The organism is Streptomyces sp. 840.1, from assembly GCF_003751445.1.
Lineage (GTDB): Bacteria > Actinomycetota > Actinomycetes > Streptomycetales > Streptomycetaceae > Streptomyces.
The window spans coordinates 256,291-270,911 of sequence record NZ_RJUU01000002.1 but is presented as its reverse complement, the minus strand read 5'-3'; the positions used below and the strand labels follow the sequence as shown (position 1 = coordinate 270,911).

The 14,621-nt window shown below is 72.6% G+C and carries 13 protein-coding genes and 1 pseudogene; 8 read left to right on the top strand and 6 right to left on the bottom strand.

All coding sequences use genetic code 11. The annotated features are described in order from the left end of the window. Window positions 1-60 precede the first annotated feature (60 nt). Window positions 61-720: a MerR family transcriptional regulator gene (locus tag EDD93_RS27480; protein WP_123528186.1), complete on the bottom strand. Its 660-nt coding sequence runs from the start codon at window positions 718-720 to the stop codon at window positions 61-63. A 169-nt stretch (window positions 721-889) separates the two neighbouring features. Here EDD93_RS27480 and EDD93_RS27475 point away from each other — a divergent pair, with 169 nt between their 5' ends. From EDD93_RS27475 to EDD93_RS27465, 3 genes are all read left to right on the top strand, one after another. After that, complete coding sequence (locus EDD93_RS27475; RefSeq protein WP_185092545.1) at window positions 890-1,804, top strand: hypothetical protein; 915 nt, start codon at window positions 890-892, stop codon at window positions 1,802-1,804. Window positions 1,805-2,124: 320 nt separating this feature from the next. Then, window positions 2,125-2,709 (top strand): sigma-70 family RNA polymerase sigma factor, encoded by a 585-nt coding sequence (locus tag EDD93_RS27470; protein ID WP_073737408.1) that lies wholly within the window; start codon window positions 2,125-2,127, stop codon window positions 2,707-2,709. Continuing rightward, window positions 2,706-3,485 carry an anti-sigma factor domain-containing protein gene (locus EDD93_RS27465; protein WP_123528184.1) on the top strand — a complete coding sequence of 260 codons (780 nt, stop codon included), beginning with the start codon at window positions 2,706-2,708 and terminating at the stop codon, window positions 3,483-3,485. The genes EDD93_RS27470 and EDD93_RS27465 overlap by 4 nt, the downstream gene beginning before the upstream one ends. A 264-nt stretch (window positions 3,486-3,749) precedes the next feature. Here the strand turns inward: EDD93_RS27465 and EDD93_RS27460 are convergent, their stop codons facing one another. The 5 genes from EDD93_RS27460 to EDD93_RS27440 are packed head-to-tail and all read right to left on the bottom strand — an operon-like array spanning window position 3,750 to window position 9,232. Next, on the bottom strand, window positions 3,750-4,556 hold the full coding sequence (locus EDD93_RS27460) for a DUF1295 domain-containing protein (protein WP_123529390.1): 807 nt from the start codon (window positions 4,554-4,556) through the stop codon (window positions 3,750-3,752). Further along, complete coding sequence (locus EDD93_RS27455) at window positions 4,553-5,923, bottom strand: cyclopropane-fatty-acyl-phospholipid synthase family protein (RefSeq protein WP_123528183.1); 1,371 nt, start codon at window positions 5,921-5,923, stop codon at window positions 4,553-4,555. The genes EDD93_RS27460 and EDD93_RS27455 overlap by 4 nt, the downstream gene beginning before the upstream one ends. Then, window positions 5,923-7,236: a class I SAM-dependent methyltransferase gene (locus EDD93_RS27450; protein WP_123529386.1), complete on the bottom strand. Its 1,314-nt coding sequence runs from the start codon at window positions 7,234-7,236 to the stop codon at window positions 5,923-5,925. The genes EDD93_RS27455 and EDD93_RS27450 overlap by 1 nt, the downstream gene beginning before the upstream one ends. Window positions 7,237-7,238: 2 nt before the next feature. Beyond that, the gene (locus EDD93_RS27445) at window positions 7,239-7,964 is read right to left on the bottom strand and encodes a DUF1365 domain-containing protein (protein ID WP_123529388.1); all 726 of its coding nucleotides are present in this window, start codon (window positions 7,962-7,964) and stop codon (window positions 7,239-7,241) included. Beyond that, on the bottom strand, window positions 7,958-9,232 hold the full coding sequence (locus EDD93_RS27440; protein WP_123528182.1) for an NAD(P)/FAD-dependent oxidoreductase: 1,275 nt from the start codon (window positions 9,230-9,232) through the stop codon (window positions 7,958-7,960). Before EDD93_RS27440 ends, EDD93_RS27445 begins: the two co-directional genes overlap by 7 nt. 262 nt (window positions 9,233-9,494) lie before the next feature. Between EDD93_RS27440 and EDD93_RS27435 the strand changes: the two genes are divergently transcribed. From EDD93_RS27435 to EDD93_RS27415, 5 genes and pseudogenes are all read left to right on the top strand, one after another. Further along, window positions 9,495-11,033 (top strand): molybdopterin-dependent oxidoreductase, encoded by a 1,539-nt coding sequence (locus tag EDD93_RS27435; RefSeq protein WP_123529384.1) that lies wholly within the window; start codon window positions 9,495-9,497, stop codon window positions 11,031-11,033. A 118-nt stretch (window positions 11,034-11,151) separates the two neighbouring features. After that, window positions 11,152-11,796: a fasciclin domain-containing protein gene (locus EDD93_RS27430; protein ID WP_123528181.1), complete on the top strand. Its 645-nt coding sequence runs from the start codon at window positions 11,152-11,154 to the stop codon at window positions 11,794-11,796. 111 nt (window positions 11,797-11,907) lie between these two features. Beyond that, window positions 11,908-12,389 (top strand): annotated as a pseudogene (locus EDD93_RS27425) (hypothetical protein); the annotation flags it as partial. Window positions 12,390-12,486: 97 nt separating this feature from the next. Continuing rightward, window positions 12,487-12,930 carry an SPW repeat protein gene (locus EDD93_RS27420; protein WP_185092542.1) on the top strand — a complete coding sequence of 148 codons (444 nt, stop codon included), beginning with the start codon at window positions 12,487-12,489 and terminating at the stop codon, window positions 12,928-12,930. 235 nt (window positions 12,931-13,165) lie between these two features. Beyond that, window positions 13,166-14,611, top strand: a complete 1,446-nt coding sequence (locus EDD93_RS27415; protein WP_123528180.1) for an FG-GAP-like repeat-containing protein — start codon at window positions 13,166-13,168, stop codon at window positions 14,609-14,611. Window positions 14,612-14,621 lie beyond the last annotated feature (10 nt).

Below are 14,621 nucleotides of genomic sequence, written 5' to 3'. Positions count from 1 at the left end.
GCGCAGCCCCGTTCGGCGGTGCCCCGGTCCACGGACCGGGGCACCGTCATGCGTGCCCCTTCACGCGCCGTCCGCGTCCGCCGCTCCCCCACCGCCCCGCTCGTACGCCCGCGCGGACGCGTCCACGTGCGCGAGCCGCCGCAGCGCGCTGAACATCACCTCGCCCAGCACCGTGCCGACGACCACGCTCTCCACCAGGTCCTCGCGCGCCACGTGCTCGGCCACATAGCCGAGGTCGGCCCGGCCGACCCGTTCGGCGGCGTCCGCGTACTCGTCGAGCAGGTCGACGAAACCCCCGTGGCCCGCCCGGCGCAGCGCCACCAGCACCCCGGCCAGTGACTCCCCGCCGGGGCTGCGCGCCTCGGCCCGCCAGCCGCGCCGCCGCAGGAGATCGGCCACGTCCTCGCGGGCCTCCTCCAGTTCGGCCCCCGGCTCGTCGTCCACGGGGGCGGTCATGCGCTTCGCCGCGATGCCCAGCACGTCGTGCAGGGGCCGGTCCTGATCCTCCATCACCCGGAACACGTCACCGATGGCCGACAGCGGGAGCCCGCCGACGTCCAGCAGGGCGCGGATCAGCCGCAGCCGGCGCTCGTGACCGGCGTCGTAACTCGCCTGGTTGGGGCTGGTCAGCTGCCCGGCGGGCAGCAGCCCCTCCCGTACGTAGAACTTGATCGTCGGTACCGGCACCCCGGACCTGCGGCTCAACTCTCCGATGCGCACCGAGCGCTCTCCCTCTTCGTGCTTGCCAAGCCTCGCGCCCATCATAGATAGTTCGACTATCAGATAGCGGCGAGTGCCGCTATCCATATTCATTCCTGCGTCACCCCTGGGAGAACTCATGCCTCAATGGCGAACATGGCACCGCCCGTTAGTCGTCCTCGCCGCTGCGATGGCCGTGCTGTCGGTGGTCTCCGGGGTGGGCCTGCTGGTCGACGACCGGGTACTCGCGGGCGCGGCGATCTGGCTCAAACCGTTCAAGTTCGCGGTCTCGTTCGTGGCGTACGACCTCACGCTCGCCTGGATGCTGACGCTGCTCACCCGGGGCCGGCGCACCGGCTGGTGGGCCGGGACGGTGGTGGCGCTCTCGGGCGCGGTCGAGATGGCGATCATCACCGGCCAGGTGATCCGGGGTAAGCGCAGTCACTTCAACCACGCCACACCGTTCGACGAGTCGCTGTTCAACGCGATGGCCGTCACCGTGGTCGTCCTCTGGACCGGAACCCTGGTCATCGCGATCCTGCTGCTGCGCGCCCGAATACCCGACCGCGCCGCCGCCTGGGCGATCCGCTCGGGAGTGTCGCTGGCCCTGGTGGGCGCCGGGTTCGGCTTCCTGATGACCCGGCCCACGCCCCGCCAGCGGGCCGCCGGGAACCTCGACACGGCCGAGGTGATCGGGGCCCACTCGGTCGGCGTGCCGGACGGGGGACCGTCGATGCCGCTCACCGGCTGGTCGACGACCGGCGGCGACCTGCGTATCCCGCACTTCGTGGGGATGCACGCGCTCCAGATGCTGCCGCTGTTCCTGCTCGCCCTGGTCGCACTCGCACCGCGCTCCGCCCGGCTCCGCGACGCCCGGGTCCGGCTGCGCCTGGTGCTGGTCGCGTCCGGCGCCTACGGCGCGGTGGTCGCCCTGGTCACGTGGCAGGCGCTGCGCGGCCAGCCGCTGATCCGTCCGGACGGGGCGACGCTCACCGCGGCCGCCGCTGTCCTGGCGGCCACCGCGGCGGGCACGTACGCGTCCCTGCGGCCGGCCACCGCACAGCAGTCCCGCTCCCCCGCCGTCGAGAAGGAGCTCGTGTCATGACCGGCCTGGCCGGTCACGACAGGGCTGTCCAGTGGCGCGGCCGCCGGGTCGGACCGACTTCCGGTACGAGCGCAAGGTCAGCGGCAGCAGGAAGGTGCCGGTGCCGTTCTGCACCACGTTGGCGTTCATCAGGGCGTCGCGGCTGACCGGTGTCGTGTCGCGAGTTCCGAGAACACGTCAACCGCGACGTACCGCGAAGGCCGTGGAAGGAATTCCGCCGTGGAAGGATTTCTTCCACTGCCCCGCCCCCGACCAATCCGCACCGCCACCGGCTCCGAATCACTCCTGGAGACCGTTGACCGTCCCGGGAGGAAGCCCGCGTGAAAGAAGCCGTGCACATCAGCGGACTGGCCTCGGCCGGGCCCGACCTCCAGGAGCTCCTGGGAATGGTCGCCAGAGGTGATCAAGACGCTTTCGCTCAGGTGTACGAGGCCGTCTGCGGCCCGGTGCTCGGGCTGGTGAGGAGTGTCCTGCGCGACCCCGCCCAGTCGGAGGAGGTCGCGCAGGAGGTGCTGGTGGAGGTGTGGCGCACCGCGCCCCGCTTCCAGGCGGCCCGGGGCAGCGCGATGAACTGGGTGCTCACACTGGCCCATCACCGCGCCGTGGACCGGGTGCGCTCGGTGGAGGCGACGACGGCCCGCGAGCACAAGGCGGCGCTGCTCGACCGCACCCCCGCCTTCGACGACGTCACCGAACAGGTCGAGAGCCGGCTGGAGCGGGAACAGGTCCGCCGCTGCATGCGGACCCTCTCGGAGCTGCAACGGGAATCCGTCACACTGGCGTACTACCGCGGGCTCACCTATCGCGAGGTGGGCGAACTGCTGGCGGTACCGCTCGGAACGATCAAGACTCGACTGCGCGACGGGCTGATCCGGCTGCGCGACTGCCTCGGGGTGAGCGCATGAGCAACGCCGGACTTCACACACTGACCGGGGCCTACGCCCTGCACGCGCTCCCGGAGACCGAACGCCGGGAGTTCGAACGCCACCTGGGCGACTGCGAGGCCTGCTCCGTCGAGGTACGGGAGCTGTCCGAGACGGCGACCCGGCTCGGCCTCGCGGTCTCGGCGACGCCCTCGCGGGATCTGCGCGAGCGGGTGCTGACGGAGATCACGACCGTCCGCCAGGAGCCGCCGTCCACCGGCCACCGGGCCCGCTCCGGCGGCGCGGCGAGCCGGAACATCGCCTCCAGGGCAGGGCGCTGGCCGAAGTTCGCGCTGGCCGCGTGCCTGGCAGCGGCGGCCGGCCTGGGCGGTGTTGTCGTCTGGCAGAACCAGGAGGCGCAGGACGCCCGCACCGACGCCCGCGCGACCCAGCAGCGGAGCGAGCAGCTGGCCGAGGTCATCTCGGCCCCCGACGCCCGGACCGGCTCGGCCACGCTGAGCGACGGCGCGAAGGGGACCGTGGTGGTGTCCAGGAGCCAGGACCGGGCGGTGTTCCTGGCCTCGGGGCTGGCGGAGGCGCCCGCCGGCAAGTCCTACCAGCTCTGGTACGACGACGGCGGCACGATGCGTTCCGCAGGCCTGATGCAGGCGACCGGGCCCTCGTCGACGACCTACGCGACCCTGCTCGACGGGCCGGTGGACGACGCGACGGGTGTCGGCGTCACGGTCGAGCCGGCGGGCGGCTCCGAGCAGCCGACCACCACCCCGCTGGCGCTGATGAAGCTGCCGCCGGCCTGAGAAGGCGGCCCGGGTCCGGCCGGAACACTTCGTTCCGGCCGGAGACGGGCCGCATGGGCCGCGCCACGACGGGAACACGTGGTGAGCGGGACCGCCGGCCGCCATGCGGCGCGGGTCCCGCCCCCGGACGCGGTGGCCACCGTGCTCGCCCGGGTCGGGTCGTCCCGGCGGGCCGGGACCACGTCGCGGTGCTCGCCCCGTACCTCCGCCGTTGGGAGGCGATGGAGGTACGGGGTCCAGTGCACCGCCGCCGGGGCTCCGCACTCAGCTCCCGCGCGGCGGCCGGGGGAAGAAGCCGCTGGTCCTGGCGGTGTACTCGGCGAAGCCCGGACGCTCCGCCATATGCCGTTCCAGCAGGGCCTTTCCGCTGCCCCCGATGAGCAGGAAGCTCATCAGGACGGGCGCCACGAGGGTGGCCGCAGCGGCCGGCGGTGCCTCGCAGACCATCAGGAACAGCCCCCACCACACGCAGAAGTCACCGAAGTAGTTCGGGTGCCGGGTCCAGGACCACAGCCCCCGGTCCATGATCCGCCCCCGGTTGGCCGGGTCCGCCTTGAACCGGGCCAGCTGGTGGTCCCCCACCGCCTCGAAGCAGAGACCGACCGCCCACAGCGCGGTCCCCGCCCACACCAGGGCGCCGGCCGGCCCCTGCACGTACCCGGCCGCCTGCACCGGCAGCGAGATCAGCCAGACGAGCGCCCCCTGGAGCAGGTACACCTTCCGCAGGGCGTACAGCGCGGGGCTGCCGGGCGCCTTGGCCAGCATCGCCTCGTAGCGCGGATCCTCCCCGTGGCCCCGTCCGCGGCGGGCGATGTGCCAGGCCAGCCGCAGCCCCCACACCGCCGTCAGCACGGTGACCAGCAGCCGCCGGGTGCCGTCTCCCCCGCCGCCCGCCGACATGGCGTACGAGACGAGCGCGACGGCGGTGAACCCCAGACCCCAGGCGACGTCCACGACGCGGTGCATGCCCTTGCGCAGCGCGACGGCGAACGTGCCGAGCATGACGGCGAGCGCGGCGCCCGCACCGGGTGCCAGGCCCTGTGCGAACGCCGCCCATCCGAAGCCGTTCATCCGGTGGCCCCCACGCTCTCGCCGTCCCGGGCAGCCGGTGCCGCCGGGGCGCACCAGCCGCGCCGGGTTGCGGGCATCCCGGCCGTGCCTGTCTCCTGCGGACGTACGGAGAGGATCTGGTCGACGCCCATCCGCCGTTCCTCGAAGGCGAGTGCGCCACCGGCCAGGTAGAGCCGCCACACCCGTACGGTCTCCTCGCCGACCAGGTCCACGAACTCCCGCTGGTTGCCCTCCAGGGTGCGCCGCCACGCGTCGACCGTCAGTACGTAGTGCTCGCGCAGCGCCTCGACGTCGCGTACCTCGAGTCCGGCGCTCTCCAGCAGCGCGACCGTCTCGCCGAGCGGGCGCATGTGCATGTCGGGGGCGATGTAGGACTCGATGAACGCGCCGCCGCCCGGGGCGTCGCGGCCCCGGGACATCTGCTGGACCAGCACCCGGCCCTGCGGGCGGACCATGGCGTGCAGCGTGGCAGTGAAGGCGGGGTACTCGGCGTCACCGACGTGCTCGCCCATCTCGATGGTGGACACCGCGTCGTAGCCGCCCTCGTGGCCCGGGGCCAGGCCGATGTCGCGGTAGTCGCAGCAGCGGACCTCGACCAGGTCCTCCAGGTTCCGTTCGGCCACCTGTGCGCGGACGTGGGCGGCCTGTTCGCGGGCGAGGGTGACGGCGGTGACGCGGACTCCGTGCCGCTGTGCGGCGTACAGGGTCAGCGAGCCCCAGCCGCAGCCGATGTCGAGCAGCCGCGCCCCGGGGCGCAGGTCCAGCTTCCGGCAGATCAGTTCGAGCTTGTCGTGCTGGGCGTCGACGGCTTCGTAGCCGGGTGCGTCACTGGTCCAGTAGCCGCAGGAGTAGGCCATCGTCTCGTCGAGGAGGAGTGCGTAGAAGTCGTTGGAGAGGTCGTAGTGGTGGCTGATCGCGGCCCGGTCGCGGGACTTGCTGTGCAGGACTCCGTGAAGTCCCGCGCGGGCGGCGGGAACCGGCGGCCGGGGGCCGACCGCGCCCAGGCGCAGCGCGGTGCCGGCCGCCCGCAGCCGGCCCCCGACGCCGGGACGCGGCGCGCGCAGTCCGCGCTCGCGTACCGCGAGACGCATCGCGCGCAGCCCCTCGGCGAGGTCCCCCTCGACGTCGACGTCACCGGTGATGTACGCCTCGGCGAGCCCGAGTTCGCCCGTCGCCCAGAGCAGCCGCCGCAGCGCCCGCCGGGAGCGCACGTGGACCAGGGGGCCGTCGGCGGCGCCGGTCTCGCTGCCGTCCCACATCCGCACCCTGACGGGGAGCGGGCCGCCGAGCAGTTGCTCGACGAGGGGCTCGATGCGCTGGGCGGCGCCGGTCGTCGCCTGTTTGTCCTGCTTGCCGGTAAGAGTCATCACGCCGTTTCCTGACGGGTCAGCAGTAGTTGCCGCACATGGAGGTAGCCGGAGCGGAATCCCGCCTCGGAGTAGGCCAGGTAGAAGGTCCACATGCGGCGGAAGACCGTGTCGAAGCCGAGTGCGTCGACCTCATCGGTCCGCTCGGTGAACCGTTCGCGCCAGAGCCGCAGCGTCTCGGCGTAGTGGGTGCCGAAGTCGTCGCAGCGGTCGATGCGCAGGCCGGTGTGTTCGGCCGTGACCTCCGCCATGGCCTCGACGGACGGCAGGAGCCCGCCGGGGAAGATGTACTTGTGGATCCAGGTGAAGGTGGTGCGGGAGGCGCGCATCCGGTCGTCCGGCATGGTGATGGCCTGGAGTGCGATCCGGCCGCCGGGGGCCAGCCGCTCCTCCAGGGTCCGGAAGTAAGCCGGCCAGTACTCCGCGCCGACCGCCTCGATCATCTCGACGCTGACCACCGCGTCGTAGCTCCCTTCGACGCTGCGGTAGTCGCAGAGCCGGACCTCGGCCCGGTCGCCGTATCCGGCCTCGCTGATTCTGCGGCGGGCCAGGTCCCGCTGTTCGGCGGAGAGCGTGACGGAGAGGACGCGGGCGCCGCGGGCGGCGGCCCTGATCGCCAGTTCTCCCCAGCCGGTGCCGATTTCGAGGAGTTCGGTGCCGGGGCCGACCCCGGCCAGGTCGAGCAGCCGGTCGATCTTGCGGTGCTGGGCGGCGGGCAGGGCCTCGGCGTCCGCGGGGAAGCTGCGGAAGACGGCGGAGGAGTAGCTGAGGGTCTCGTCGAGGAAGAGGGCGAAGAGTTCGTTGGACAGGTCGTAGTGGTGGCTGATGTTGTCCCGGGCGCCTTCGGGGGTGCCGAGCTGCTCCGCGGGCCGGCGCCCCGCCCAGAGTCCGCGCAGCCGCTGGAGGGGCTGCGGGATGAGGGTGGCGACCTCGCCGGCGAGGACCGTCAGTACGCCCACCGGGTCGGGTGAGTCCCACTCGCCCGCCATGTAGGACTCCCCGAAGCCGATCAGGCCGTTCACGCCGATGCGGCGGAAGAAGGCGTCGGGGTCCCGGATGTCCATCAGGGGGCCGCCGAGGCCGAGGTTCTCCTGTCCGGCGAGCCGGACGCGGAGGGGGAGCCGGGCCAGGGCGTGGCGTACGAGCCGTTCGGCGACGGCGGTCCGCAGCCGGGACGCGCGCGGCGGCCGGGCGACATCGGGCCAGCGCTCGGGGTCGGCGTCCGGGGCGTGCGCCGGGGGCGGGGAAACCGGGGGCGGGGCGGCCGCCGGGGGCGAGGTGGCCGGGGACGACGGGGAGTGGGACGTGGACACGCTCACTGCATTCCTTCCTGAGTGGTGTGGCGGGGACGGGAGCGCACGGGCAGCCCGCGCAGCAGCAGACGGATTCCGTGCAGCCGGATGGCGGCCGAGACGACCGCCGTGGACCAGGGGTGGCGCAGCGCCAGCCGGAGCAGTACGCGCGGAGTCACGGGACGTCGTACACCGCGCACGGTGGCGGTGAAGGGCCGGGTGCCGGACCGTTCCAGATGCACCGCCAGTTCGAGCCGGGGGCCGGGCTCGGGGAGCCGCATCCGGTAGGAGCCGTCGACGCCGAAGAACGGCGATACGTAGAACTCCTTCTCCGTGGAGGCCCGTCCGGCGGGGTCCGGGTGCAGCAGGTAGCAGTGCCGTTCGCCGTAGGTGTTGTGCACCTCGGCGACCGTGCAGAGCGGGGTGCCGTCGGCGCGGCGGCACCAGTAGACGGTCAGCGGGTTGAAGACGTGGCCGAACACCCGGGCCTGGGTGAGCATCCGCACCGTTCCGTCGGCGAGGTCGATGCCGTTCGCGGCCAGGAACCGGCTCAGGCCTTCCCGGATGGTCGGGGCCGTGCCGGCGAAGTGGTCGCGCGCGTCGAAGCGGGCCAGGACGCGCAGGGCGGCGGGCAGCGGCGGTGGCGCGTCCGGGTCGATCAGCCACAGGTAGGTGCGGTGCCGGAAGGCGTATGTGACGGGCGCGGACCGTACATGGGCGATGGTGCAGGGGTAGAGGGCGTTCACCAGTCCACCCCCAGGGCTCTGGCCGCCTCCGCCCCCGAGCGGCAGCCGTCCTCGTGGAATCCCCAGCCGTGGTACGCCCCCGCGTAGGCGGTGAGCGGTCCGGACAGGGCGGGCAGCCGGGCCTGCGCCGCCACCGACTCCGGGGTGTAGACGGGGTGTTCGTACACCATGCGGGCGCGGACCAGGCCGGGGGCGACGCGGTCGGCGCCGTTCAGCGTGACGACGAAGGTCTCGGGGGCGTCGAGCCGCTGGAGCCGGTTCATGTCGTAGCTGACGGTGACGTGGTCGGGGCTCGCGGTGCAGGAGGGCATCAGGTAGTTCCAGGAGGCGCGGGCGCCTCGGGCGCTCGGCAGCAGCCGGGTGTCGGTGTGCAGGAGGGTGGGGTTGCGGGAGTAGCGGAACGCGCCGAGGGTGTCGCGCTCCTCGTCCGTGGGGTCGGCGAGCATGCGCAGTGCCTGGTCGGGGTGGGTGGCGATGACGACGGAGTCGAACTCCTCGGTGGTGTCGTCCGCGGTGGTGATCTCCACCCCGTCGGCGTGCCGGCGCACGGCCCGTACCGGGGTGGACGTGCGGACGGCGCCGAGCTCCTTGGTGACCCGGTCGACGTAGGCGCCCGATCCGCCGGTGACGGTCCGCCACACCGGGGAGCCGGTGACCGAGAGCAGCCCGTGGTGGTCGAGGAAGGTGAAGAGGTAGCGGGCCGGGTACCGCATCGCGGTCGCCGGGTCGCAGGACCAGACCGAGGAGACGAGCGGGGTCAGGAAGTGTGCCGTGAAGTACGGGGAGAAGCGGCCCCGGGCGGCGAAATCGCCCAGTGTCAGGGTCTGCGCGCCCGGTTCCCCGTCGGCCAGCAGCCGCCGGGCTGCCCGGTGGAAGCGGGGCACCGCGGCCAGCATCCGCAGATAGGCCGGGCTGCGGACGGCGCCCGGCCGGGCGAGGAGGCCCGCCGCGCCCCGGGCGCCCGCGTACTCCAGGGCGCAGCCCTCGCACCGCACGGACATGCTCATCTCCGACTCCTGCGTGGCGACGCCGAGTTCCGCGAAGAGCCGCAGCAGGTGCGGGTAGGTGCGCCGGTTGTGCACGATGAAGCCGGAGTCCACGCGGTGCACACGGCCGTCGGATGCGGGCAGCTCGTGGGTGTGCGCGTGGCCGCCCACCCGGCCGTCCGCCTCGAACAGCGTCACGTCGTGGGCCGTCCGCAGGATGTGGGCGGCCGTCAGTCCCGCCACCCCGCTGCCCACCACGGCTGTCCGTCGCCGCATCCCTGTCATAACGCTCCCTCCGAGCACCGGCACCATTCGCCCCTCCTTCTGTTTCCGGAGGAGCTGCGGATGCCTCTCGGGTGTGATTCGTTGCAGGTCGCACCGTGGATTGGCCGTGATCCGCTCTCATCCATTCGGGTGAGGGACCAATCCGCCGGGCGACCGGCACCGAATCCCCGGTGTGAGCGAAGATCAGAACGATGCGCAGGACGGGGCCCACGGGTCCCGGCGGTCCCGCTGGGCGCGAGCCGCACTCGCCGCGCTCAGCGGTCTGATCGCCGGGTTCAGTGCGCTGGCCGTCGCCGAGCTGGCGGCGGCGGCGATCCGCCCCGAGGCGGGTCCGGTCACGGCGGTGGGGAGTGCGGTCATCGACCGCACTCCCCCGGCGCTGAAGGACTTCGCCGTCCGGCATTTCGGCACCAACGACAAGCTGGTCCTGGAGCTGGGCATCCTGGTTCTGCTGGCCGGTTTCGCGGTGGTGGTCGGAGTGCTCGCGCTGCGGCACCGGCTCATCGGCTCGGCCGCCGTGCTGGTCTTCGGTGTGGTCGGGGCAGTCGCCGCGGTGGGCCGGCCGGAGGGTCGGCCCGCGGACGCGCTGCCCTCGGTGGTGGGTGCCGTACTGGCCGCAGGGGTGCTCTATCTCCTGGTCGGACGGCTCGCCCTGGTTCCCGGTCCCTCCCCCGCGGCTGGCGGGAGGGGCGGGGCGCCGGCATCCGGCACCTTCGACCGGCGGGGCTTCGTCATCGCGGCGAGCGCCGCGGCGGCAGCCTCGGCGGGCGCCGGTGTGCTGGGGCGCCGGCTCACCTCCGCCGTCCAGGCCGGGGCGACCGCCTCACGCCACGACCTGGTGCTGCCCGTGCCCGTCTCGGCGGCGCCGGCCGTACCGGCGGGCGCCGATCTGCGGATCCGGGGACTCGGCTCGTTCATCACCCCGAACAAGAGCTTCTACCGGGTGGACACGGCCCTGGTCGTCCCGCGCATCGACGCGAACGAGTGGAAGCTGAGGATCCACGGCAAGGGCGTGAAGCGCCCGGTGGAGCTCAGCTTCAAGGATCTGCTGCGCCGCGAGATCATCGAGCGCGACATCACGATGACGTGTGTGTCCAACGAGGTCGGCGGACCGTATGTCGGCAACGCCCGGTGGATCGGCGTCCGGCTGGCCGACCTGCTGCGCGAGGCCGGGGTGAAGCCGCCGTCGCGCGGCGGCCCCGCCGACCAGATCATCACGCGTTCGGTGGACGGCATGACCATCGGCACCCCGGTCGAGACGGTGATGGACGGACGCGACGCGATGCTCGCCCTCGGCATGAACGGTGAGCCGCTCCCCTTCGACCACGGCTTCCCGGTCCGGATGATCGTCCCCGGCCTGTACGGATACGTGTCGGCCTGCAAGTGGATGAAGGACATCGAGCTCACCACGTTCGACGACTACGACGCCTACTGGGTCAAGCGGTCCTGGTCCAAGCAGGCGCCCATCAAGACCGAGTCCCGGATCGACACCCCCCGCCCGTTCGCCTCACCGAAGCCCGGCACTATCCCGGTCGCCGGGGTCGCCTGGGCCCAGCACCGCGGGATCTCGCGGGTCGAGGTCCGGGTGGACGGCGGACCGTGGCACCACGCGCGGCTGGCGGCCGAGGACAGCCGCGACACCTGGCGGCAGTGGGTGTGGGACTGGCCGGCCACCTCCGGCAACCACACCCTGGAGGTCCGCGCGACCGACCGCACCGGCGTCACCCAGACCGGCAACCGGGTCGGCACGGTCCCCAACGGGGCGACCGGCTGGCATTCGGTGGTGGTCGACGTGTCCTGAGCGGACACCCCCGCCGCCCCGCCCGGCTCCGGCGCGAAGCAGGACCGCGGCCCCACACACTTCCCCTTCATCACTTCAGGTGATCAGTCAGTCACCCGGACCGACCCAGGAGAACATCATGAACGCCCTCCACATCCGCCGTGCCGCCGTCGCCGTGTCCGCGGCAGTGGTCCTCCCGCTCGCCCTCACCGCCTGTTCCAGCGATTCCAAGGACAGTGCGTCCGGCTCCACCGCCAGCTCCGCCAAGGCCTCCGCATCCGCCTCCGCCGGCGACTCGATGAACATGGACCAGCCCTTCGGTCCGGGCTGCGCGTCCGTACCGAAGAGCGGTTCGGGCTCCTTCGACGGCATGGCGAAGGACCCGGTCGCCACGGCCGCGTCGCACAACCCGGCGCTCTCCACCCTCGTCACCGCGGTGAAGAAGGCCGGGCTGGTCGACACCCTGAACAACGCGCAGAACATCACCGTGTTCGCCCCGACCAACGACGCCTTCGCCAAGGTCCCGAAGGCCGACCTGGACAAGCTGCTGGCCGACAAGGCCGAGCTGACCAAGGTGCTCACCTACCACGTGGTGGGCGAGAAGCTGACCCCGAAGCAGCTGGAGAAGGGCTCCTTCGAGACCCTGGAGAAGAGCAAGCTGACGACGTCGGGCTCCAACATGGAGTACACCGTGAACGACTCCTCGAAGGTCGTCTGCGGCAACGTCCCGACCGCCAACGCGACGGTCTACATCGTCGACTCGGTCCTGATGCCCCCGAAGTAGTCACTCACCGCCGAACTGCTCACGCCCCCCGGCAACCCGCCGGGGGGCGTGAGCAGTTCGGCCCCGCGCGGACACGGCCGCGTCTCACGCCTGCACCGCCCCCCGGACGATCTCGCTCGCGCTGGCCTCGGCGGGCTGCTGGTTCTCGCCGGCATGCTGGCCGCGCCGGCCCTGACCGACGGGCGGCCGGCCACGGAAGGCCTCTCGTACGTGCGGACCAGCAGCCTCGATGACGGCGTGGGCCGGATGCTGCTCGCCGACGCGGCGGTAGCGGTGGCCATGGCCACGCCGGCCATCCAGACGGCGGGGCCCCGCTGGGGGCTGCCGGTCAACGCGCTGGCCCTCCTCTACGGGCCGCCATGACGGTGAACCTGGCCTGGCCCCGGGCGGCGGTGTACGAGCCGGCGGGCGGCCACTGGTACTTCCAGTGGTTCACGGTGCTCTTCCCGGCCGCCGCCACCGCGACCGGCGCGCTCTGCCGCGTGTCCGCTAAGCGGTCACCCGCTGCGGGGCGGCCGGATGGCCCCCGGCCTTCCGAGCGGCCCGACGGCCTCCGGACCGGTGCGAATCCCGCCGAAATTCAGCTGCCTTGAACCTACACATAAGCGACAAATAAGAGCAGAATGGCATTGCAGGCCGCTCATCGCACAAGGCGCGTCCTGGCCTGCGGGAGCGAAGGAGACGAACCTCATGTCAAACGTCTCGCACGCCGGCCACGACTTGGCCGGACACCCCGACGCCTCCGAAATGCGCGATCGCTACGCACGGGTGATGGGTGGCCGCGATGTGGCACTCGTGGACGGGCCGGTGTTCCTGGTCGGCCTGTACTGCGCCATCTCGCCCTGGGTGCTGCACTTCACGACGAGCCAGACCACCCTGGTGAATCACAACCTGATCATGGGTATCGCGATCGCCGTGCTGGGTCTCGGGTTCACCGTGATGCCGCAACGGATGTATGGCCTGAGCTGGGCCATCTGCGCCATGGGCGCCTGGATGATCATCTCGCCCTGGGTGGTGGGCAGCAGCCCGGACATGGGCGTCGTACTCAACAACGTCATCATCGGCGGCCTGACCGTTCTGCTCGGGCTGGTCTGCGCGGGAGCGTCGTTGAGGAGCAGCCGGGGCCGGTCGTAGAACACGCCCCCGGGGCATGACGTCCCGCACCGCGGATCGCGCACGGTGCGGGCGTCGGCGTGCCCGGCGCGTGGCGCGCGGGCACCCGCCCGGTCCGCCGCGGCGACGGCCGGCCTGCGGAACAACCGCAACTATTCATCCCCCTCACGGGTCTTGTGGGTTGACGGCAGCCTCCGGCGCCCCTCCCGGGCGGCCGGCGGCGGCACTCGGTGAGCACAGGGACGGGAGTGGGCACATGGCGCGGCATCTGATGGCGTGTACGGCTCTGGCGACAGCCGTGGCGGCGGGGGGCCTGGTGGCACCTGCGGCCTTCGCCGCACCGGTTCACGGTGCGGCGGCGGCGTCGCAGACCCCGCGCAAGGCGGCCGCCCCGGCGCCGGGCGACGTGGACGGGGACGGCTTCGGCGACCTCGCGGCGGGCGCCCCGCAGGGCACCATCAAGGGGTACGCGAAGGCGGGCTACGTCTCGCTCGTCTACGGCACCGCCCAGGGCGTACGGGTCACCAGGCACAAGGGCATCACTCAGGACACGGCCGGCGTCCCGGGCGTGCCGGAGGCCGGTGACCGGTTCGGCTCCTCGGTGGCCATGGGGGACGTGGACGGCGACGGGTACACGGACCTGGTGATCGGTTCCGGCGGCGAGGCCATCGGGACGGTGGCGGGCGCCGGCGCCGTGACCATCGTCTTCGGCGCCAAGGGCGGACCGGGCGGCGACGCCATCGCGTTCCACGATCCGAAACCGGCCCCGCGCGAGGGCTTCGGCGACAACCTCACGGTCGGGGACTTCGACCGCGACGGGCGCGACGACATCGCGGTCTCCACCGGAACGAAGGTGAATGTCGTACGCGGTGCGGGCAATCTGCGGGACATCGACGAACCGGCGATGACCGCGTTCGCCCCACCCGGCGGCGGCGCCGGAATGGGGCCGATCGCCTCGGGCGACATCAACGGCGACGGCTACACGGACCTGGTCACGCAGGCCTACTTCGACGACGGGGCCGACGAGGGAACGCTGGCTGTGCTGCCCGGTTCCGCGAAGGGCCTGAAGACACAGCCGATCGGCCGGACGGGGCTGCCCTTCACCGGCTACAGCGTCGTGACCGGTGACATCACGGGTGACGGCCGGGACGACGTGGTCGTGGACACCGAGGGTTCCGACGGCCCCGACGAGTTCCTGCTGCGGATGTTCCCGGGCACCGCCGCCGGGCTGGGCGCGGGGGTGACCTACGGCGGCCCGGTGGAGCCGGGCACCGCGGGCGTCCTGGCGGACACCGACGGCGACGGGCACGCGGACCTGGTGACGGCGGCGGTCGGCGAGCCGGACTCCGACGGCATCCAGAACGCGGGCGCGCTGACCGTCGTACCGGGGAAGCCGACCGGACTGGACGCCGCCCACGCGCGGAAGCTGACCCTGGACTCGCCCGGAGTGATGGGCGTGATGGAGGGCAACGACCAGTTCGGCCGGTCGGTGACGGCCGGGGACTTCGACGCGGACGGCCGTGCGGACCTGGCGGTCGGCGCGCCCGGCAAGTACCTGGCGACCGGAGCGGTGAGCGTCATCCCGGGCTCGGAGACAGGACCGACCGGGACGGGCTCGATCCTCTTCACCCCGGAGTCGCTGGGGCACCCGGTCGTGAATGCACGCTTCGGCTCGGCCGTCGGGGCGGCGGCCGCCCGCTGACGCCGGGCTC